Consider the following 21284-nt stretch of genomic DNA (forward strand, 5'->3'; position numbering starts at 1 on the left):
CGCCCAATCAATCCCGCAGCAATTCGTTGATGCTGGTCTTCGACCGCGTGCGCTCGTCGACGCGCTTGACGATGACGGCGCAGGCGGTGCTCGGGCCCATCTGGCCGTTCTTCATCGGCTTGCCGGGCAGCGCGCCGGGCACCACAACCGAATATTCCGGCACTTCGCCGATGAAGATCTCGCCGGTCTCGCGGTCGACGATCTTGGTCGAGGCGCCCAGGAACACGCCCATCGACAGCACCGCGCCCTTGCGCACGATCACGCCTTCGGCGACCTCGGAGCGTGCGCCGATGAAGCAGTCATCCTCGATGATCACGGGCTCGGCCTGCAGCGGCTCGAGCACGCCGCCGATGCCGACGCCGCCGGAGATGTGCACGCGCTTGCCAATCTGCGCGCAGGAGCCGACCGTCGACCAGGTGTCGATCATGGTGCTCTCATCGACATAGGCGCCGAGATTGACGAAGGAGGGCATCAGCACGACGTTGCGGGCGATGAAGGCCGAGCGGCGCACGATGGCGCCGGGCACCGCGCGAAAGCCGGCGTCGCGAAACCGGTTCTCGCCCCAGCCGTCGAACTTCGAGGGCACCTTGTCCCACCAGGTCGCCTTGCCGGGGCCGCCGGGAATGGCGCCCATGTCGTTGAGGCGGAACGACAGCAGCACCGCCTTCTTCAGCCATTGATTGACCTTCCACTTGCCGTCGCCGCCGCGCTCGGCAACGCGCGCCTCGCCCTTGTCCAGACTCTCCAGCGCCTGATCCACGGCCTCGCGGACCTCGCCCTTGGTCGAGGTCGAGATGCCGTCGCGCGCGTCGAAGGCGCCGTTGATGGTGGATTCGAGGGCTTGGAGCGACATCGGGATTTCCTCTCGGGAGGGCAGAATTTGCGATGGATTGGAGCGCTTTTTCGGGATTTGGCGGGGTGGAGTCAAGCTTGGTTCGCTGTCATCACCCGCGAAAGCGGGTGATCTAGTACGCCGCGGCGGTCGTGATGAATCGAGACAGCGGCCGCGTAGCCCGGATTACGCTGCAGCGTAATCCGGGAAAGTCTCTCCGGCGGCGCGATCCCGGATTTCGCTTGCGCTCCATCCGGGCTACGGCCTCAACGCGACAGCCCCGCTAAAAATCCCGTCAGGTCATCCGTGACGTGGTCGACATGGGCGGCATCGCGGCCTTCCAGTTCCCAGTCCTCGCGCACGACCTCCTTGGTGCCGTCGGGCACCACCAGCACCGTGGTCATGCCGAGCTCGTGCGGGACGGTGAGGTTGCGGGCGAGGTCCTCGAACATCGCGGCGCGGGTCGGGTCGACCGCATGGTCGCCGAGAAACTTCCGGTAGGTCTGCGGCGCCGGCTTGGGCTCGAACTCCGCGGCGATGATGTCGAACACGCCGTCGAAATGCGTGGCGAGACCGAGCCGCGCCAGCACCGCGTCGACATGGCTGGCCGAACCGTTGGTCAGGATCAGCTTGCGCCCCGGCAGCTTTGCGATGGCCGCTCCGAGCGCGGGATTCGGCTCCAGCGGCGAGTGGTCGATCTTGTGCACATAGGCAAGGTAGTCGTCGGCGCGCACGCCGTGCAGGGTCATCATGCCGCGCATGGTGGTGCCGAAGCGCAAATAGTAATCCTTCTGGATCTTTCGCGCTTCCTCCGGCGTGACGTGCAGCCAGTTGCAAACGAACTCCCCGATCCGCGCATCGACCTGCTGCCACAGATTGACGTGATGCGGATAGAGCGTGTTGTCGAGGTCGAACACCCAGGTGTCGATGTGGGTGAAGATGCGGGGGATTTTCATCGCAACTTTCTCGATCACGGCATCGCAAAGCGCAGCGTCTTGCCGCCGCTGCTCATGTCGACCGCAACAAATCCCGTCGCCACAAATCCGCGCGCGGGGCAATCGGTCTGCTCGTTGGTCTCGAACTTGGTCTCGCGAGTGCAGAGCTGCCTGTCGCCGCCCCAGTTCAGCGGCCGGTCCTTCAGCTTGACGGCGCGGTTGTCGGCGTCGATGGCTTCCGCGAAGCTGAAGATCTGCCTGGGCTGGCCGGTCACGTCGGGGTGCAGGCACGTCTTGGGGTCGATGCGATACCAGCCGCGGCTCGTCACCGACTTGCCGTCGTCGGTGGCGACCGCCGCCATCACCTTGTGCGGCGTGTCGTTACACCAGGTCAGGCCGCTCGGCGACGGCGTCTGCACCGCCTCGACCATGGTCTTGAACAAGTTCGGCGAGGACACGGAGTCGGCCGGCAGCCCGCGGCTCTTTAGGAAGGCGGCAAGGGCTGCCTGCGTCTTCGGCCCGTCGACGCCGTCGATCGGCGCTGCGTCATAGCCGGCGATCAATAGTAGCCGCTGGATGCCGGCGAGCCGGGCCTGCTCGTCGTCATATTCGGAATCCTCGGCGAGATAGGCGGTAAAGTTGCCGTCGTCGCCTCGGCTTGGCGTGATCTGGGTAAAGGCGGCCTGGGTCTGGCCGCTGCGGCACTGCCGCGCCGCGGCGATGACGAAATTGTCCTGCGCCACGCACAGCATGTCGCTGCCGTTCTGCGGGATCGGGGAAGCACCGTAGGCGCCGAGCGCGCGGGCATTGAGCAGGATGCGGTCGGCCGAAAGCGTGCCCTGCACCACCACGCGGCAGGTGGCGGGGTCGATCCTGAACCAGCCGCGCGTCGCGGTCGCCGCCTTGTCGTCGATGCCGATCGCGGCCTCCACGACATAGGACATGCGGTTGCAGATTTTCAGGTCGGCAAAGGCAGGGGCGGAGGAGAAGAACAGCGAGACGACTGCTGCGGGCAGCGTCATCAGGAAGCGGGTCAGAGGCGAGCGCTGAAGGCGCCGAACTCTCCGTTCGTCATGGCCGGGCTTGACCCGGCCATCCACGCCTCGTTTCGGCATCGAAGAAAGAACGTGGATGCCCGGGTCAAGCCCGGGCATGACGACCGTTTTCCGCTGCTCGCGTTCGCCCATCACTTGTGGATCAGCGTTCCCGTGCCCTGGTTGGTGAAGAGCTCGAGCAGCACCGCGTGCTGCATCTTGCCGTCGATGATGACGACGCCCTGCACGCCCTGTTCGAGCGCGTAGATGCAGGTCTCGACCTTCGGGATCATGCCGCCGGAAATGGTGCCGTCAGCGATCAGTTTTCGCGCATCCTTGACGGACAATTGCGGGATCAGCTTCTTCGACTTGTCGAGCACGCCCGGCACGTCGGTGAGCAGCAAGAGCCGCTTGGCTTTCAGCGCGCCGGCGACGGCGCCGGCAAACGTGTCGGCGTTGACGTTGAAGGTCTGTCCGGTCTTCGACGTCGCGAGCGGCGCCAGCACCGGGATCAGCTCGTAGCCGATCAGCTGGTTGAGCAGGGTAAGATCGACCTTCTCGGGCTCGCCGACGAAGCCGAGATCGACCACCTTCTCGATGTGCGAGTCCGGATCGACCATGGTGCGCGTCGCCTTGGTAGCGGTGACCATGTTGCCGTCCTTGCCGCAGAGGCCGACCGCCTTGCCGCCGGCTTCGTTGATGTAGCCGACCAGCGATTTGTTGATGGAGCCGGCGAGCACCATCTCGACGATCTCGATGGTGGCGGCATCGGTGATGCGCAGGCCGGCCGCGAATTCCGAGACGATGCCGAGCCGCTTGAGCATGGTCGCGATCTGCGGCCCGCCGCCGTGCACCACCACAGGATTGATCGCGGTCTGCTCGAGCAGCACGATGTCGCGGGCAAAGTTCTTCGCGGTCTCCTCGTCGCCCATGGCATGGCCGCCATATTTGATGACGATGGTTTCTTCGTCATACTGCTGCATATGCGGCAGCGCTTCGGACAGGATGCGGGCCTGGTCGAGCGGAGAGATGTCGGTCATGAGGCGGATCTCGCTGGCGGGACTGTCGGGCCGCGTTCTATCCGATTGCCGGGCGAGGCGCAAAGCGATGTTCTTCCCCTCTCCCCTTGTGGGAGAGGGTGGATCGCCGCGATAGCGGCGAGACGGGTGAGGGGTCTCTATCCGCAGAGGCAGACCCCTCATCCGGCGCTTCGCGCCACCTTCTCCCACAAGGGGAGAAGGGAAGGATTTTACTTCCGCCGCACCACCGCGGCCACGCTCACCACCAGCCAGCTCAAAATCACCGTGGTCCCGCCGGTTGGCGCCGCGTACGGAAACAGCCCATGTCCCGCATATTGCCGCAAGGTGAGGTCGCCCGCGAACAGCGCGGCGCCGATCGCGAGGCCGAAGGCGGCGACGAGGCCAATTCCGCCATGCAGAAGGCCGCGTTCGATCAGCGCAACCGTCGCAAGTATGGCAGTTGCATGAAACAGCAGCATCGCGCTCGCAGAGGCAAGCCGGCTCGCATCGGCGCCGTGTGCGGACGCGGCTGCCAGCGCGATGCCGGCGGCCCCCATCAAACCGGCGACGGCGATCAGCAGGCGGAACGGAGCCATCAAGAGCTGCGCTCTTCCAAAAGCCGCGCCATCGCGGCGCGCAGCTCGGCCATTCCGGCTCCCGAGCGCGACGAGGTCGTCAGCACATCGGGAAACGCGGCGGCATGCTTGGCGAGCGCGGCGCCGGTCTCGGCGATGCGCGATTGCAGCTCGGAGGCCTTCACCTGGTCGGCCTTGGTCAGCACGATCTGGTAGCTGACGGCGGAGCGGTCGAGCGTCCCCAGGATTTCGAAGTCGACGTCCTTCAGCCCGTGCCGCGCGTCGATCAGCACGTAGACGCGCGCGAGCGAGGCGCGCCCCTGCAGGAATTTGTGGATCAGCTCGGTCCAGGAGGCGACCTGGGACTTGGGCGCCTTGGCGTAGCCATAGCCGGGCATGTCGACCAGCCGCAGGTCTGTCTTGCCCGGCACCTCGAAGAAGATCAGCTCCTGGGTGCGGCCCGGCGTATGCGAGGTGCGCGCCAGCGCGTTACGCCCCGTGAGCGCGTTGATCAGGCTCGACTTGCCGACATTGGAGCGCCCGGCAAAGGCGATCTCCAGCCCCGCCATCGGCGGCAGCGTTTCGATCGAGGGCGAGGCCCAAATGAACTGCCAGTCGCGGGCGAACAGCTTCCGCCCGGTTTCGATCAGGTTGTCGTCTGACTTCTCAGTCATGCGAAGGGTCTATCCTCTCGTCATGGCCGGGCAAAAGCGCGACGCGCGTCTTTCCCGTTCAAAATGTCCCGGCCATCCACGCCTGTCCGCACGGTCCCCTCCGAAACGTGGATGCCCGGGACAAGCCCGGGCATGACGATGTGGAGGCAGTTGCGCCCGGCAACGCTCGAATACTACGTCGCCTTCTTCGCGAACGTCGCCTTGAGATTGTCGAATAGCTCCACCTTCACGCCGTTGCGGCGCATGATGAAGCTCTGCTGGAGCACCGAGAGCGTGTTGTTCCAGGCCCAGTAGATCACGAGACCCGCCGGGAAGCCCGCCAGCATGAAGGTGAAGATCAGCGGCATCCAGTTGAAGATGAGCTGCTGGGTCGGATCCGGCGGCGTCGGGTTCAGCTTCATCTGGAACCACATCGTGATGCCCATGATGATCGGCCAGATGCCGAGTGCGAGGTAATGGCCGAACAGCGGGATCGTGGTCGGATCGAACGGGATCAGCCCGAACAGGGTGAACAGGTTGGTCGGATCGGGCGCGGAGAGGTCCTTGATCCAGCCGAAGAACGGCGCGTGCCGCATCTCGATGGTGACGAACAGCACCTTGTAGAGCGAGAAGAACACCGGGATCTGGATCACCACGGGAAGACAGCCGGCGACCGGATTGATCTTCTCCTTGCGGTAGATCTCCATCATCTCCTGCTGCTGCTTCACCTTGTCGTCGGGATAGCGCTCCTTCAACGCCTGAAGCTGCGGCTGGACCGACTTCATCTTCGCCATCGAGGCGTAGGACTTGTTCGCCAGCGGGAAGAACAAGAGCTTCACGATCACGGTCACGAGCAGGATCGAGACGCCGAAATTGCCGAAGAAGCGATAGAAGAAGTCGAGGCCGAGGAACATCGGCTTGGTGATGAAGTAGAACCAGCCCCAGTCGATCAAGAGATCGAAATGGTTGAGGCCGAGCTCCTTGTTGTAGCCGCCGTGACCCGCGAGCGGGAAGTTGATGCCGACGACGCCGGCTTCCTTGGCGCCCGCGAACAGCCGCGCGCTCGCGGTTGCTGTGCCGCCGATTGCGACGGTGACGGGGTCGAGCAGATAGTCGGTCTGGTAGGTATGGACGTTGCCGCTGGGGTTAGACGAGAAGCGCGCCTGAAGCGGAGCGCTGGTATCCGGCAGCAGCGCCGAGGCCCAGTATTTGTCGGTGATGCCGAGCCAGCCATTGGTGGCCTTGAAGTTCACCTGCCTGGCTTCGTCGATCTTCTTGTAGGCGTATTCCTGCAAGCCATCGAGATAGCCGATCAGGCCTTCATGCAGGATGTAGTAGCCGGAGACCTGCGGCGCGCCGTGGCGCGAGATCAGCGCGAACGGATAGAGCGTGACCGGCGCGTTGCCGACATTGATCACCTCGTCCTTGACGGTGAAGAGATAGTGATCGTCGACCGAGATGGTGCGGCGGAAGGTGAGCCCCTCGCCATTGTCCCACTTCAGCACCGCCGGCGTCGACGGCGTCAGGCTGCCGCTGCCGTCCTGCTGCCAGAGCGTCTGGGAGTCCGGCAGCTTCGCGGTCACGCCCGTCGCCCGCACCCAGCCGAACTCGGCGTAATAGGGCTCCGCCGTGCCCGAGGGCGAATACAGGATGATCGGCGGCGAGCTCGGATCGACCGTTTCGCGGTACTGCACCAGCGCAAGGTCGTCGATGCGGCCGCCCTTCAGCGAGACGCTGCCGGCAAGCCGCGGCGTGTCGATCTTCACGCGCGGGGCGGCGGCAATCGCGGCGTCGCGGCTGACGGCCGGCTGGGCCTGCTGGTTTGCGGCCGGCGTTGACGGCTGGGCTGTGCCGCCGGCCTGGGGCGTGGCGCCCGGCGTCGCGGAGGCCGTCGGCTGCGGCGTGGTCTTCTGAAGCTCGGCCTGCGTCTGCTGCAAGGCGCGCTGCTTCTCCATCGCCGGCACGTTGTAGAAATACTGCCAGGCGATCAGGACCAGACCCGACAGGATGACGGCGAGGATCGTATTGCGGTTGTCGGTCATCATTCTCTCGTCATCAATCCGGTTTGCGGCTTGTCGCGGGGCCCGGCCCCTGGCCGCGCCCCTTGGCCGTATGCCGCGCGGGCCGTGTAAACGCTATGCGCAGATCGTCGAGCATGGTGGCGAAGTCGCGCGAGAGCGCGTCCCTTCGGCCAACCAGCACATAATCATGATGGGGCTGCATCGATACCGGATCGAGCCGCTTCACCAGTTCGCGAAGCCGACGCCGGATGCGATTGCGCTGGGGGGCGTTGCCGTTCTTTTTGGTAACGGTGAAGCCGATCCGGATCGGGCCGCTGTCGTCGCGGCCACGGCTTTGCAGGACGAACGCGGGGCTATTCACCCGCGCGCCATTGGCAACGGCGAGGAAATCCGCCCGCTGCCTCAGCCGATCCATGATGAAATCCCAAAAGGGTCAGGCTCAGGCGCTCAAGCGCTTGCGGCCGCGGGCGCGGCGGGCGGCGAGAACCTTGCGACCGCCGGTCGTGGCGAGGCGGGCACGGAAGCCGTGACGGCGCTTGCGCACCAATTTGCTGGGTTGATAAGTCCGCTTCACGGGTTTCTCTCCGCTGACCGGGCAATTTGCCTGTAGAATTGATGATAAAGTCCGGAAGATGCGGCCCAAAATGGGCCCTTTTCCGGCCCTAAGAGAGCCGCTCCCGGCATCACGCCGGGTCATCGCGGACAATTTGCGCGGCTTATAAGGGACCGTCCCCTTCTCGTCAACGCTGCAGGACCGCGCAGGCCAAGAAGAATACGACGTGAATCCGACGTGTATGTCACTTGAATATCACTGTTTCGCCGGGGTTTACCCCTTGAGGTAGCGACTCGCGATAATCACGCTTACATCACACCCCGGGAGATTAGCGATCCGTAATTTGACCGGGCCCCCGGGCGGGTCGCATCCTTCGTCAGCCAAGGCCAGCAGGGGCGAACTTCGTGGTAGCGACAGACCTCCAGCGGACCCAGGATCTGGATCGCGTTTCGGATCAGCCAGACCAGGCGGACCAGCCGGTGACGCGGCTGCGCGGGCCGCGCGGGCTCGGCCTGTCCGGCAAGCTGCTGCTGCTGACCATTCCCCTGGTGATGATCGCGGCCGTCCTGCTCTACGTGCCTGCGATCGCCAACTTCTGGGTCAACCGGCTGAACGACCGCGTGGCGGCGGCCAACACGGCGGCGCTGGTGCTCGATGCCGCCCCGCTCGGCATGGTTCCCGATTCGCTGTCGCGGCAGATCCTGAAAAGCATCAATGCCCGCGCGGTCGCGATCAAGATGGGCCAGCAGCGCCGGCTGCTTGCCAGCGACAATTTGCCGTCCGCGATCGGGCACGACATCGACCTGCGCGACATGACGGCGTGGGAGGCGATCACCGGCTCGTTCCGGATGATGCTGGAGACCGGCAACCGGGCGATCCGCATCGTCGGCCCCGGCGTCGGCAACGCCCAGTTCATCGAAATCGTCACCGACGAGCTGCCGCTGCGGCAGGCCATGTATCGCTTCTCCCGCAACGTCGTGGTGGTCGCGCTGATCATCGCGGCTCTGACCGCGGGCCTCGTCTACCTTGCGCTGCATTATCTCTTCGTGCGGCCGATGCGGCGGCTGACCGCGAGCCTGATTGGCTTCCACGAAAACCCTGAAAGCTCGGCGCGGATCATCGTGCCGAGCCAGCGCAGCGACGAAATCGGGGTCGCCGAGCGCGAATTGTCCGACATGCAGCGCGACCTGATGTCGATGCTGAATCAGAAGAGCCGGCTCGCGGCGCTCGGCCTTGCCGTGTCCAAGATCAACCATGATCTGCGCAACCTGCTGGCCTCGGCGCAGCTGTTGTCGGACCAGCTTGCCAGCGTGCCCGATCCGCGGGTGCAACGTTTTGCACCGAAGCTGGTGCGCTCGCTCGAGCGCGCCATCGCCTTCTGCCAGTCGACGCTGTCCTACGGCCGCGCCCAGGAAGCCGCGCCCGACCGCCGCATCATGCTGATCGAACCTGTCGTCATGGAGGTGCGCGAGACCGCGGGCCTCGCCAGCGAGGCCTCGATCGCCTGGGTCGCCGCAATCGAGCGCGGGCTCACGGTCGATGCTGATCCCGACCAGCTGTTCCGGGTGCTGCTCAACCTCGTGCGCAACGCCGCCCAGGCGCTGGAAAGCCATTCGTCCGGCGACGGCGGTCCGCAGCAGATCCGGATCACGGGAAAACGCGAAGGCGCGGTCACCATCATCGAGGTCTCCGACACCGGTCCCGGCGTGCCCCAGAAGACCCGGGAGCACCTGTTCGAGGCGTTCCAGACCTCCGGCCGCCCCGGCGGCAGCGGCCTCGGTCTCGCCATCGCCGCCGAGCTTGTCCGCGCCCATGGCGGCGACATCCATCTGGTCGAAGGCACCCTCGGCGCCACCTTCCGGATCGTCATTCCCGATCGCCCGGTAGAGCTGCTCTCGATCCGCAACGAGCGGGCGCGGGCGTAGTCGTCCGGAGGCCGACTTGCGGGGGCGGCAGGCCCACATCGTAAGGTCCTGGCGCGTGGCTCCGCCTCGCACCCCCGTCATTGCGGGGCGCAACGAAGTTGCGACCCCGGTTTCGGGCCAGCCCGGAATGACGTCGAATATGATCTTTTGGCCCCAAAATACCGCCCAGGCAGACCTTGCCAACGCCGGCAAGAGCGGTTAGTCAGAGCGCTCTTTCGCATCCCCTCCGGCTCCGCCGGGGGCTGCGTGCGGGCTAACGCCCGCAACGCCGTTCGCGAAACACGCGCCCGTAGCTCAGCTGGATAGAGCATCAGACTACGAATCTGAGGGTCGGACGTTCGAATCGTTCCGGGCGCGCCATTTCGTCTTGTTTTTGCTGTTTTTTCCCCCGCAGATCGACGCCGTTACCGAGTGGTACCGTAAGCGTTACCGTAATTCTCCACGCCCTCGATTGCGGCGGCGATCGCGATTAAGGCCTCGCGTCTGATCACCCTTACTTGAAACAGCTGGTGGGCCGGGTATTGAGCGAGCACGTCATGTAGCTCCGCGGCTCCGGCATCGGCTTCGTCCGGTTTCTCATCCCCAATTGTTTCCGAAGATTTTCCGCATGCTGTGCCCCTTACGTTCGAGCCACCTCACCACGGCATAGCGCGGCAGATTTTCGGTGGCCTCTCCGAGCGGCTCGTACAATTGAAGCGCCGTCCGGGCGAGATGCCTGGATCCGAACGAGCGACCCTCGACTCGATTCAATCTTTCGGGCTCGATATGCATCGGGCGTTCGTCGATGCGATCGGCGAGAAACCTCTCCAGGGTGGCCTGGCTCTTCCTGATCCCGCCCCCGATGAAACCGCCTCTCAGACTTGCTTCTCCTGCAACCTTGGCAAGCTGGCTCACGACTAAGCCTATTTGAGACTAGTGGCTCTGCAGAGTGATTATGACTCTTTGGAAGTGACGGGATAGGCGCGGCCCATTTTGGCGCGTGCCTTGTCTGTCGTGAACATCCGTTTGATGCGTGAGCGGGCGGCATTTCACTTGCGTTCCCAAGCGGCGATTTTCAAGCCCTTATCGAGGGTGACGAAGCATGCGCTACGAACTCGCCGATGGGCTGCAATCAAGCCGATGCTACCTATCCGGTGTCGGAAGGCCCGGACTTCGCAAACGCGTATTCCAGCGCTTGAGGTGCATCCCTTAAAATAGATATCCTAGATATCATTTATTGACAATATTACATGACAAGTTAGGATGCGAGATGGCGCTTGATATTGGCCGGGGTTCCCTCGACGGTGAAGCAGATATCGATGATCACGGCAGCTCAGTTGCGGGCAGCCCGGCTGCTTCTCGGAATCGATCAGCGCCGGCTCGCCGCACTCTCCGGTCTTTCCGCGCCTACAATCCAGCGAATGGAGGCCAGCGAAACGATGGTTCGGGGCAATGTCGATTCGCTGATCAAGTTGATTGCCGCATTCGATGCCGCCGGGATCGAGATGATCGATGAAGGAGCCGTCAGCAATTCGCAGGGACGCGGCGTGCGACTGAAGTTGAATTGGAGGCCGGCTGAAGCCGATTTGGACCGCCAGCCGGAACACAAAGCATCGCGCAGAACGCGGAGCGGCGCTTGATGTCTCCCGTCGTTTTGCAAATGTCATGTGTCGCGGGATTGCTGGGGATCGCCGGGCTTGCGATCGTTCTGAGCCGCGCAAAGAGCTCCACCGCCATCATCTACGGCCTCACCATGGCCGTTTCCCTGGTCGCCTTGTTCGGGTCGGTTCGCAGCCTGCTCGGTGGCGTCCCGAACGGCTCCGAACTGATCTTGCCGATCGGACTCCCGTGGCTTGGCGCGCATTTCCGCCTGGATGCGCTGGCTTCGTTTTTCCTGGTCGTCGTCAATCTGGGGGGAGCGTCGGCCAGCCTTTACGGTCTCGGCTACGGTCACCACGATCCGGCGCCGCATCGCGTGCTTCCCTTCTTCCCCGCCTTTCTTGCCGGGATGAACCTGGTGGTCCTTTCGGACGACGCTTTTTCCTATCTGCTTTGCTGGGAATTCATGTCGCTCGCTTCCTGGGCGCTGGTCATGGCGCACCATCGCGAGCGGGGCAACGCGAAGGCGGGTTACGTCTATCTGGTGATGGCAAGCTTCGGCACGCTCGCATTGCTGCTGGCGTTCGGCCTGCTGGCGGGACCGGCCGGAGATTACGGATTCGCGGCCATCCGCGCCGCCGGGCACACACCATACGCCGCGACATCGGTGTTGATTCTGATGTTGCTCGGAGCCGGTTCAAAGGCCGGCCTTTTGCCGTTGCATGTGTGGCTGCCGCTCGCGCATCCGGCCGCGCCAAGCCATGTTTCGGCGCTGATGAGCGGCGTCATGACCAAGGTCGCGATCTACGGCTTTATTCGCGTCATCTTCGACCTGCTGGGACAACCGATCTGGTGGGCAAGTGTGGTCGTGCTGATCCTCGGTGGCATCACCGCCGTCATGGGAATTCTCTACGCCATGATGGAAAAGGATCTGAAGCGCCTGCTCGCGTACAGCACGATCGAAAACGTTGGCGTCATCTTCGCCAGCCTCGGCCTCGCCCTGGCCTTCCAGGCCAACGGGTTGAAGCTTGCGGCGGCGCTGGCCTTCACGGCGGCGCTGTTTCACGTTCTCAATCATTCCTTTTTCAAGAGTCTGCTGTTTTTCGGGGCCGGCGCGGTGCTGATGTCGACGGGAGAGCGGGACATGGACAGGCTGGGTGGTCTCATCCATCGCATGCCGCTCACGAGCTTCGTCGTTCTCGTCGGCTGCGTCGCGATCTCGGCACTGCCGCCTTTCAACGGCTTCGTTTCAGAATGGCTCATGTTCCAGGCCGTGCTGCAAAGTCCGGAGTTGCCGCAATGGGCGCTGAAGATCACGGTGCCCGCGGTCGGCGCGCTATTGGCCTTGGCGGCTGCATTGGCCGCGGCATGCTTCGTCAAGGCGTTCGGCGTGACGTTCCTCGGGAGACCGCGCAGCACGGCCGCGGAAACCGCCCGCGAGGTCGACCGTTACGCGCTCACCGCCATGTTCGTCCTTGCCGGACTGTGCTTGCTGGCCGGAATCCTGCCGGGACTGGTGATCGATGCGCTTTCGCCGATCACGACCGAGATCCTCGGTGGCCGCATGCCGATCCAGGCCAATGTACCCTGGCTTTCGATCGTGCCGATTGCGGAAAGCCGCAGTTCGTACAACGGACTACTGGTGATGCTGTTCATCGCGATATCCGCTTCCCTGGCCGTCTTCGTTATCCATCGCTTCGCCTCGCACGCGCTGCGGCGGGGACCCGCCTGGGGCTGCGGTTTCTCCGATCCGACGCCTGCGGCCCAGTATTCGGCCGGAAGCTTCGCACAGCCGATTCGCCGTGTTTTCGGCACGCTCGTGTTCCATGCCCGTGACCATGTCGAGATGCCGGCACCCGGAGATATCAGGCCGGCGCGGTTGCGGATCGAATTGCATGATCTGGTCTGGGAGGGAATGTATCAGCCCATCGCGGGCGCGGTCGGCTTTTCAGCCGATCGGCTCAACCGGCTCCAGTTCCTGACGATCCGGCGATATCTCAGTCTCGTCTTTGCCACCCTCGTCACCTTGCTCCTGGTGCTCGCGATATGGTCGTGATCTCGGACATCGTGGTACAGGGCGTGCAGATGCTTCTGGTGCTCCTGCTCGCGCCGCTGCTGACCGGCTTCGTACGCAAGATCAAGGCGCGGCTGGTGCTGCGCCAGGGACCGGCGGTCTTTCAGCCGTATCGCGACCTCCTGCGCTTGCTGCGCAAGGAGGTGGTGCTGGCTGACAACGCCTCATGGCTATTCCGCGTGACACCCTATGTGACTTTTGCCGCGATCTGGGTTGCCGCCGCCCTGGTGCCGACCTTTGCGACAGGCCTGCTGTTCAACTGGAGCGCAGATCTGATCGCCATCGTTGCGCTGCTCGGAAGCGCCCGATTCTTTCTGGCGCTCGCCGGAATGGACGTCGGCACCAGTTTTGGCGGCATCGGCTCCAGCCGCGAAGTCATGATCGCGGCACTGGCGGAGCCTGCGATGCTGCTGATTTTCTTTTGCATGGCGCTTGTTGCCGGCTCAACCCAGCTTTCAACGGTGGCCGATTTCATGGCGTCGTCGCACATCGGACTACGGGTATCGCTGGGAATGGCGGTCATCGCACTGATCATGGTGGCGCTGGCCGAGAACGCGCGCATCCCGGTCGACAACCCGGCCACGCATCTGGAACTCACCATGGTGCATGAGGCGATGGTTCTCGAATATTCCGGTCGCCATCTCGCGATGATCGAATTCGGCGCGTTTCTCAAGCTGCTGCTCTACATTTCGCTGATTGCCTGTGTGTTCCTGCCCTGGAAGATCGCGGTGTTCGGCGCCGGGCCGCTTGCCTACGCCGTTGGCGCCGGCGCCTACGTCGTCAAACTTGCGGCTGCTGGCTTTTTCCTCGCACTGTTCGAGACCGCCACCGCGAAAATGAGAATTTTTCGCATTCCGCAATTCCTCGGGGCCGCCCTCATGCTGGGCTTGCTCGGGACGCTCCTCCTGTTCGTATCGAGGAGTTTCTAATGCAGATGCACAGTCTCGCCTTCGACGTCTCGCATACGCTCGCCGGCGGCCTGGTTCTGATCAGCTTCATGATGCTGTACCAAGACCGCCTTTATTCGCTGCTCAACGTTTTTGCTCTCCACGCCGTCGTGCTTGCGCTTTCCGTCGCCTGGCAAGCCTTTGTCCAGCACGCGCCTCATCTCTACATCACGGCGGCCATAGCCCTCGTGTTCAAGGCGATCGTCATTCCGGTGGCACTGCATCGCATCGTCAAGCAGCTCGGCATTCATCGCGACATTGAGTCAGCCGTGGGTATTGGCCCGACCATGCTGGCCGGGATGGCGTTGGTCGCGCTCTCCATGGTCCTGATGCTGCGGGTGACCGCCGAGGCCGATCCGCTGGCGCGCGAAGATCTCGCCTTCGCCCTGTCGGTCGTACTGCTCGGACTTCTGGTCATGGTGACACGTCGCAACGCCGTCAGTCAGGTCGTGGGGTTCATGTCGCTCGAGAACGGACTGGTGTTGGCAGCGACTGGCGCCAAAGGCATGCCGCTCGTCGTCGAGATCAGCGTGGCGTTCTCGATCCTGATCGCCTTCATCGTCATCGGCATCTTCCTGTTCCGGATCCGCGAACGCTTCGATTCCGTCGACGTTTCCGCCCTGGATGACTACCGGGGCGAGCGGCGATGAGCATGGCTTCCTTCGATCCCGTGACGGCGGTGCTGCTGATTCCGATCATGTCGGCGGCGCTGCTCGCCGTTTTGCCCGGTTACCGGCTGACGGCCCGGCTGAATGTCGTCGCGAGCTTGTTCACCTTTGCCTCGGCGCTCTCGTTGTTCGTCATCGAACGTCCGCAGCCGGGGCCGTACGTTCTCGTCGACGATCTCAACGTCGTCTTCATCGTGCTCAACACTTTCGTCGGCTTCACGACCAGCATCTTCAGCGCAAGCTACATCGCCCATGAACTCGAGACCGGCAGGTTGACGCCGGTGTACCTGCGTTTCTATCACGCAATGTATCAGACCATGATGTTCGGCATGAATCTGGCCTTCGTGTCGAACAATATCGGCCTGATGTGGGTCGCCGTCGAAATCGCAACGCTCACCACCGTGCTGATGGTCGGGATCTATCGCACCCATGCAGCCCTGGAAGCGGCGTGGAAATATTTCATCCTGGGCAGCGTCGGGATTGCGTTTGCCCTGTTCGGCACGATCCTCATCTATATGGCGGCGCGGCCGGTCGTCGGCGAGGGTCAGGACGGCATGGTCTGGACGCTGTTGATGCAGCATGCCGCCGCCTTCGATCCCGCCCTCCTCAACGTCGCTTTCATATTCCTGTTTCTTGGCTACGGAACCAAGGTTGGCCTCGCGCCGCTGCACGCTTGGCTGCCCGACGCCCACGCCGAAGGTCCGACCCCGATATCGGCCGTGCTGTCGGGCCTGCTCCTGAACGTTGCGCTCTATGCGCTATTGCGTTTCAAGATCCTGCTCGCCGCCAACCCCAACGCGATCGCTCCGGGCCCCCTGATGGTGACGATGGGCCTCGTCTCGCTGATCTTCGCGGCCTTCATGCTCTACCGCAGGCGGGACATCAAGCGGCTGTTCGCCTACTCCTCGATCGAACACATGGGCATCATCGTCTTTGCGTTCGGAATGGGCGGTCCGCTTGCCAATTTTGCCGGGCTGCTGCACATGGTGATGCACAGCCTGACCAAGTCGGCGATCTTTTACGCCGTCGGCCACATCTCGCAGATCAAGGGCACCCAGCGGATCAGCAGGATCCGGGGCTTGACGGTGACCCATCCGGCGCTGGGCTGGGGCTTCGTCGCGGGCGTCGTCGCGATCGCCGGATTACCGCCGCTGGGCATCTTCATGAGCGAATTTCTCGTCGTGAGTTCGACGTTCGCGCGGCAGCCGCTGTTGGCGATCGCGCTGGTGTTCGGACTTCTGCTGGCGTTTGGCGCATTGATGCTGCGCCTGACCAGCGTCGCCTTCGGCGAGCCCCGCGGCAGCAAGGCGTCGGCAGAAGCTTCCTACGTGCCGATGTTTGCACATCTTTCACTGGTTCTGGGCGCCGGAATCTATCTGCCCGCGCCGCTCGTCATTTGGTTCCAGAACGTGGCTCGTCTCCTTGGATAGCGAAGGAATGGACGCGACATGCCATCACTGATCGATCTGGTGCTCGAAGGCCGCAACATCCAGCAGCACCATCCATGGCCGCGCGTCGTGGTCGATGCGCAGATCTGGCAATTTGCAGCGAGCGAACTGGCGTACGGACGCTGGACACTCGTTGGCCTCTGGGGCGAACCCTCGACCGTCCACATGGCGATCATGGACGGGGATGCGACCGCTGTCGTCAGCCTGGATTGCCCCGATCGTGTCTACCCTTGCGTCGCCAAGCACCACCCGCCGGCGCTTCGGCTGGAGCGCGCGATCAACGATTTGTTCGGACTGTCCGCGCAAGGCCTGCCCGATGCCCGCCCTTGGCTCGATCACAACCGCTGGGGCGTGCGCTCCCCGTTGGGAAACCGGATCGACGCACCGGCGACGACGTCGCCCTATCGCTTCCTGCCAACGGAAGGCGATGGCCTGCACCAGATTGCGGTCGGTCCGGTGCACGCCGGCATTATCGAACCCGGACATTTCCGTTTCACCGCCAGCGGAGAAACCGTGGTCCGGCTGGAACAGCGGCTCGGATATACCCACAAGGGTATCGAAGGGCTGATGCGAGGCGCCGGCATCGAGCGCGCGGCGCAACTGGCCGGGCGTGTATCGGGTGACAGCACGGTTGCCTATGCCTATGCGTTTTCGAAGGCCGCCGAGGCTGCCCTGCAACTGCAAGTGCCGGACCGCGCTGTGTGGCTGCGGGCGCTGCTGGCCGAACTCGAGCGGCTTGCCAATCACCTCGGCGACATCGGCGCAATCTGCAACGATGCCTCGTTCGGCTTGATGCAGGCCCACTGCAACGTGCTGCGTGAGGACATTCTCCGCGCCGCAAACACAGCCTTCGGTCACCGTCTGATGCGAGACGTCATCGTTCCCGGCGGGCTGGTGCGCGATCTCGATGAAGAAGGCAAGGCAAGCATCGCCGCGGTGCTCGACAATCTCCACGTTCGCTTTCCCGCCTTGATCGAACTCTACGACAACACCGCCTCACTTCAGGATCGTACCGTCGATACCGGCATCGTCACGACGGCGCTGGCAAAACAATACGGTGCGGGAGGCTATGTGGGTCGCGCGTCCGGAAGGACCTTCGATGCCCGTCGCGCTCCCGGTTATCCGCCGTATGGCGATCTGCGTTTCGAGGTGCCGGTGCTCGACGACGGTGATGTCAATGCCCGTGTCTGGATCCGGATTCGGGAAGTCGAACAGAGTCTTTCCCTGGTGCGCCAGATCATGGAGCGGCTTCCCGGCGGTCCGTCAAACGTACCGATCGCCGCCGTGGCTGGGGCGCGCGAGGGTATGGCGCTGGTCGAAGGGTTCAGGGGCGACATCCTGGTCTGGCTCCGGCTCGACGGTGGCCGGGTCGATCGCTGCCATCTTCGCGATCCATCCTGGTTCCAATGGCCGTTGCTCGAAGCAGCCATCGAAAACAACATCGTCGCCGATTTTCCGCTCTGCAATAAATCGTTCAACTGTTCCTATTCCGGGCAGGACCTGTAGGAGAAGACGATGCGCAAACTTCTCTTTCAAAATTTCTTCCGGGGTCCACTCACGGAGCGGGCTCCCGCACTCGACGAGGCCGCCGTCGAAGAACTCGCCACCGCCTTGCAGCGCGCCGCGCGGCGGCGCCTCGGCAGAAGCCTCTCGATCCGCGAAATCGATGCAGGGTCATGCAATGGCTGCGAGCTGGAGATCCATGCGCTGAGCAACGCCTATTACGACGTCGAGCGTTTCGGTATTCGCTTCGTCGCCTCGCCACGCCACGCCGATGTTCTCCTCGTCACGGGGCCAGTGACCAAAAACATGAGCGATGCATTGGAGCGAACCTATCGCGCGACCCCCGACCCGAAATGGGTCATTGCCCTTGGAGACTGTGCACGGGATGGCGGGTGTTTTGCCGGCAGCTACGCGGTGGTCGGCGGGGTTTCGCAAATCGTTCCCGTCGACCTTCATATTCCGGGCTGTCCGCCGCCGCCCGTTACGATCTTGCAGGGACTTCTTTCCCTGCTCGATCGAACCGCAAAAAATGTCGCTTCCACGTGAGGCTCTGGAGACGACTTCGGCTATTCCACCCGGCTTGATCGGGATGCGTTCAAACCGCAATAGTCCTCATGAAAAACGCCATTGGTGTGAGATGCTGTCTGCGCGTCTTGAGCTGTCAGAGGCCGCTTGCCAGACTGTTTGCTCTTAGCGCTCTTATCTTCTTCGATCAGGAAATCCGTTGTTCGAGCACCACGCTATTCTCGAGTCCGCTCCATCGTCCGCAGCGGCGAGGACTTGGACTGCTTTATGTTCTTGGTCTTTGGCTTCGTAACATGTTCCCTGAGGCGAACGCCGCGACCACCGGCTGAGCTCGTAACCCCCGGATTGATCAATTCGATCCCCGCATTCTCCAGCGCGGACACCAGCTTCATCAGAGAATCGACGTTTCCGCGGATAACACCGTCGCTCGCCTCCATGCGCTGGATGGTAGGGACTGAAAGATCCGCAAGGTCGGCAGTTTGCCGTTGATCTATGTTCAGGAGCGCACGAGCAGCCCTGAGTTGGTTGGCCGTGATCATGAATTGGTCGCCTCCCGTAAGATGCGTCGATATATCTGTACCATCCAAATTATTGTTTCAAGCATCAGTTTACATGCCGAATATATCAGACGCAAATTTGATTGTCTGCAACGCACCAAGGTGTCGGGCACCGACCATGCAGCCGATTTCCGGCAAGGATGCGGAAAGTGCAATTCCCGAAACAATTGGCACACCGCACGTCGCATGATAATAGATGTCTGGTACATGTGTTCTGATGCTAAACTCTTGATGTGGTTTACCTGCCGTGAAATTGCTGGGGCGTTATCAAGGGCGGAACGGGCAGATCGAAATCGTAGAGTGTTCCTGGGATGGAACACGCGTGTACTTCGAAGAAGGTGTAAGGCAGAGCCAGGCAACGCCCGACGGCGAAAGCGTATTCACCTACGTCAAGCTCATGGACGAACTCCTGTCCCGCTGCGAACAAATCCTCGTCCTGGGCTGCGGCGGTGGAAATCTTGCGACGAGACTGTCGCGACTTGGGAAACGGTTGACGATCGTCGACAACAACCCGATCAGTTTCATCCTCGCACAACGATATTTCGAGCTGCCGGACGAGTTGCCCTGCATCGTCTCCGACTTTCGAAAATTCGTGTTCGACGATCGCACCTACTACGACGGCATTGCGATCGACGTCGGCGGCCCCGGATTTAGGTTCATGCATGAGTTCGATGCCGAGACCTGTGACGCAATCCGCTCGCGCTTGGCACCGGGCGGCCGGATCGTGATGAACGTAACGGTGTCCAACGACATTGATCCGACACCTGACCGCATCGCCGCTCGGCTTGCCGGTGAGGAACTGCGGACATGGATCGTCGATGAGCAGGGCGTCGAGGACCGGAATGCCGTCATCGTCTGCATGCCCGAGAAAACGCTGGGTTCGCGGGCGGCGCTCGATCGCGTCATGCGCCAGAGCCATGAACGGTGGGCTATCCGCCGAGGAAGATTGCGGAGCCGCGATCTGCCGGTTGGATCGTGCTGATGTTGTAGGATCGGGCAAACCGACGCGACGCAAATAGCTGCGTCGTGGACAACGATCCAACTGGCTGTGAATAGCCTCCCAAGATTGCTCCTTCGCCGCTCAAGAAATCAATGGCTTGGCTTCTCGATCGGCGTCGAGACCCCACGCCGATTACAACAGCGGGATTTGACATCTCCTGCCCGTTTCGCTGGCGCGACCTCAGGCACGGCGCTCGATCACGATTGGAGCACACCAGGACAAGAGGGAGACCGGCAATCAGCAACGTTGCCGGATGCGCTCCAACCATGCGTGGCGGCTGCTGGGTGGGGAATCTCTCTCTCTCTCTCTCTCTCTCTCTCTCTCTCTCTCTCTCTCTCCTTCTTTAGAGCTAGACACATTGCGGCGCTGGTCCTTGACGAGCGAGTTCAAAAAGGGTCGCAATCCTCCCCAATATGCGTTTCGCTGACCCCCTCAGTAAGGTAACTACCTCAGGGGATGAAAAGTCTGGATATCCGCGCGTTGATGGGATTTGCGTCGTTCTTACGGTAACTGACCTCAACGATTACGATGCTTCGACCCAGACTACGAATCTGAGGGTCGGACGTTCGAATCGTTCCGGGCGCGCCATTTCGGTACAAAACTGGGCACTCCAAACCCTGCCGTTTTTGCGCTTGATGCGCGACGAGCGTGCGCAGCAGTTCGCTTTTTGACCCCATGATGCGAATCTCTTTCGTGTCGGCTTCCACGCGCTGGGCCAGCGCTCGCAGGTGGTCGCGGCGGTAGCCGCCGGTCTCGTTCCGCATGCGCCTACGGGCCTGGCCGGCGAAGGCTTTCAGCGACTGAGTTGTGACGCTCGGCCCGATACGATCAAGCGCACCCGCGGCCCGTAGCGATCGGAGGCAAGGCGAACTTGCCACCCACGTTGTCATTCCGTCGCAAATGACCCCGAGGCAGACATCCGCTAATCTTACGAGCGATTGAACAAGCGAGCTAGCGTCGGCCCAATAATGCGGATGCAAGGCGAGTCCGACTCCCCGCCGCCGCATCCTGAGGTGATGTGGAGCTGTCCGCACTGCGCCTGATCGTTGCAGCGAGCATCGCATGAACGGGAAACAGGGCGATGCAGGCAATCCCGATTCCGATATGGATCCACCGGGCCGGCTCGCGCGTCTGCTCACCCCCGTAGTAGAGAACGAGGCCTGTCATGGCGAGCAACGCGAGCGTGGCCAGCGTGGTGCCACCGGTCCATCGCTTGCGCCGCCGATGCCAGCCCGAACGCACGTGCAGTGGCAGGAGCGAGCCGATCACAATCAACATTGCGTAGGCCGAGATGCCGTGGAGCATCAGCAGCAGCCGTTCGGTTTCACCGGGCTCCGTCTCGATGAGGTCGTGCAGGACGAACCAGGCCAGGCCGGTCAGCGCGACCACGCTGGTTGCGGTCCAGACAGCGCTCTTCTGAACAGAGCCGAGGCGCAT

21 protein-coding genes and 2 tRNA genes are annotated in these 21284 nt (G+C 62.8%); 11 read left to right on the forward strand and 12 right to left on the reverse strand.

All coding sequences use genetic code 11. The annotated features are described in order from the left end of the window. Positions 1-7: 7 nt before the first annotated feature. From dapD to rpmH, 9 genes are all read right to left on the reverse strand, one after another. On the reverse strand, positions 8-853 hold the full coding sequence (gene dapD, locus GWG65_RS29755; protein WP_148742523.1) for a 2,3,4,5-tetrahydropyridine-2,6-dicarboxylate N-succinyltransferase: 846 nt from the start codon (positions 851-853) through the stop codon (positions 8-10). 245 nt (positions 854-1098) lie between these two features. Then, the gene (locus GWG65_RS29760) at positions 1099-1788 is read right to left on the reverse strand and encodes a pyrimidine 5'-nucleotidase (RefSeq protein ID WP_275199068.1); all 690 of its coding nucleotides are present in this window, start codon (positions 1786-1788) and stop codon (positions 1099-1101) included. A gap of 14 nt (positions 1789-1802) precedes the next feature. After that, on the reverse strand, positions 1803-2789 hold the full coding sequence (locus GWG65_RS29765; protein WP_275199128.1) for a DUF1036 domain-containing protein: 987 nt from the start codon (positions 2787-2789) through the stop codon (positions 1803-1805). A 164-nt stretch (positions 2790-2953) separates the two neighbouring features. Then, positions 2954-3841, reverse strand: coding sequence for an acetylglutamate kinase (argB, locus tag GWG65_RS29770; protein WP_148743229.1), 888 nt, complete (start codon positions 3839-3841; stop codon positions 2954-2956). A 209-nt stretch (positions 3842-4050) separates the two neighbouring features. After that, a complete protein-coding gene (locus GWG65_RS29775; protein ID WP_275199069.1) occupies positions 4051-4416 on the reverse strand; it encodes a DUF423 domain-containing protein in 366 nt (121 codons plus the stop codon). Then, positions 4416-5069 (reverse strand): ribosome biogenesis GTP-binding protein YihA/YsxC, encoded by a 654-nt coding sequence (gene yihA / locus GWG65_RS29780; RefSeq protein WP_275199070.1) that lies wholly within the window; start codon positions 5067-5069, stop codon positions 4416-4418. Before yihA ends, GWG65_RS29775 begins: the two co-directional genes overlap by 1 nt. A 173-nt stretch (positions 5070-5242) precedes the next feature. Beyond that, positions 5243-7090 (reverse strand): membrane protein insertase YidC, encoded by a 1848-nt coding sequence (gene yidC / locus GWG65_RS29785; RefSeq protein WP_275199071.1) that lies wholly within the window; start codon positions 7088-7090, stop codon positions 5243-5245. 13 nt (positions 7091-7103) lie between these two features. Beyond that, a complete protein-coding gene (gene rnpA / locus GWG65_RS29790; RefSeq protein ID WP_275199072.1) occupies positions 7104-7484 on the reverse strand; it encodes a ribonuclease P protein component in 381 nt (126 codons plus the stop codon). A 24-nt stretch (positions 7485-7508) separates the two neighbouring features. Then, complete coding sequence (gene rpmH, locus GWG65_RS29795) at positions 7509-7643, reverse strand: 50S ribosomal protein L34 (protein WP_006609582.1); 135 nt, start codon at positions 7641-7643, stop codon at positions 7509-7511. Positions 7644-8101: 458 nt separating this feature from the next. Here rpmH and GWG65_RS29800 point away from each other — a divergent pair, with 458 nt between their 5' ends. Beyond that, positions 8102-9547: a HAMP domain-containing sensor histidine kinase gene (locus GWG65_RS29800; RefSeq protein WP_275199129.1), complete on the forward strand. Its 1446-nt coding sequence runs from the start codon at positions 8102-8104 to the stop codon at positions 9545-9547. A gap of 283 nt (positions 9548-9830) precedes the next feature. Beyond that, positions 9831-9907 (forward strand) — tRNA-Arg (locus GWG65_RS29805). A gap of 216 nt (positions 9908-10123) precedes the next feature. Here GWG65_RS29805 and GWG65_RS29810 read toward each other — a convergent pair. Then, positions 10124-10441, reverse strand: a complete 318-nt coding sequence (locus GWG65_RS29810; RefSeq protein WP_275199073.1) for a hypothetical protein — start codon at positions 10439-10441, stop codon at positions 10124-10126. 404 nt (positions 10442-10845) lie between these two features. On the opposite strand from GWG65_RS29810, the gene GWG65_RS29815 reads away from it, so the two are divergent. The 7 genes from GWG65_RS29815 to GWG65_RS29845 are packed head-to-tail and all read left to right on the forward strand — an operon-like array spanning position 10846 to position 18311. After that, positions 10846-11166: a helix-turn-helix domain-containing protein gene (locus GWG65_RS29815; RefSeq protein ID WP_275199074.1), complete on the forward strand. Its 321-nt coding sequence runs from the start codon at positions 10846-10848 to the stop codon at positions 11164-11166. Beyond that, complete coding sequence (gene hyfB, locus GWG65_RS29820; protein WP_275199075.1) at positions 11166-13181, forward strand: hydrogenase 4 subunit B; 2016 nt, start codon at positions 11166-11168, stop codon at positions 13179-13181. Before GWG65_RS29815 ends, hyfB begins: the two co-directional genes overlap by 1 nt. Continuing rightward, positions 13172-14128: an NADH-quinone oxidoreductase subunit H gene (locus tag GWG65_RS29825; RefSeq protein WP_275199076.1), complete on the forward strand. Its 957-nt coding sequence runs from the start codon at positions 13172-13174 to the stop codon at positions 14126-14128. The genes hyfB and GWG65_RS29825 overlap by 10 nt, the downstream gene beginning before the upstream one ends. A gap of 5 nt (positions 14129-14133) precedes the next feature. Beyond that, positions 14134-14796, forward strand: a complete 663-nt coding sequence (locus tag GWG65_RS29830) for a hydrogenase-4 component E (protein ID WP_275199130.1) — start codon at positions 14134-14136, stop codon at positions 14794-14796. After that, on the forward strand, positions 14793-16244 hold the full coding sequence (locus GWG65_RS29835) for a hydrogenase 4 subunit F (RefSeq protein WP_275199077.1): 1452 nt from the start codon (positions 14793-14795) through the stop codon (positions 16242-16244). The genes GWG65_RS29830 and GWG65_RS29835 overlap by 4 nt, the downstream gene beginning before the upstream one ends. An 18-nt stretch (positions 16245-16262) precedes the next feature. Then, complete coding sequence (locus GWG65_RS29840; RefSeq protein ID WP_275199078.1) at positions 16263-17768, forward strand: NADH-quinone oxidoreductase subunit C; 1506 nt, start codon at positions 16263-16265, stop codon at positions 17766-17768. A gap of 9 nt (positions 17769-17777) precedes the next feature. Beyond that, on the forward strand, positions 17778-18311 hold the full coding sequence (locus GWG65_RS29845; RefSeq protein WP_275199079.1) for an NADH-quinone oxidoreductase subunit B family protein: 534 nt from the start codon (positions 17778-17780) through the stop codon (positions 18309-18311). Positions 18312-18505: 194 nt separating this feature from the next. Here GWG65_RS29845 and GWG65_RS29850 read toward each other — a convergent pair whose 3' ends face one another. After that, a complete protein-coding gene (locus tag GWG65_RS29850; RefSeq protein WP_275199080.1) occupies positions 18506-18829 on the reverse strand; it encodes a helix-turn-helix transcriptional regulator in 324 nt (107 codons plus the stop codon). 265 nt (positions 18830-19094) lie between these two features. Between GWG65_RS29850 and GWG65_RS29855 the strand changes: the two genes are divergently transcribed. Together GWG65_RS29855 and GWG65_RS29860 are read left to right on the forward strand one after the other, a co-directional pair. Then, positions 19095-19829 carry a class I SAM-dependent methyltransferase gene (locus tag GWG65_RS29855; RefSeq protein ID WP_275199081.1) on the forward strand — a complete coding sequence of 245 codons (735 nt, stop codon included), beginning with the start codon at positions 19095-19097 and terminating at the stop codon, positions 19827-19829. A gap of 510 nt (positions 19830-20339) precedes the next feature. Continuing rightward, positions 20340-20435, forward strand: a tRNA-Ser gene (locus GWG65_RS29860). 363 nt (positions 20436-20798) lie between these two features. On the opposite strand, the gene GWG65_RS29865 is transcribed toward GWG65_RS29860, so the two are convergent. Beyond that, a complete protein-coding gene (locus GWG65_RS29865) occupies positions 20799-21284 on the reverse strand; it encodes a hypothetical protein (RefSeq protein ID WP_275199082.1) in 486 nt (161 codons plus the stop codon).

Source organism: Bradyrhizobium sp. CSA207 (assembly GCF_029051685.1).
Lineage (GTDB): Bacteria > Pseudomonadota > Alphaproteobacteria > Rhizobiales > Xanthobacteraceae > Bradyrhizobium.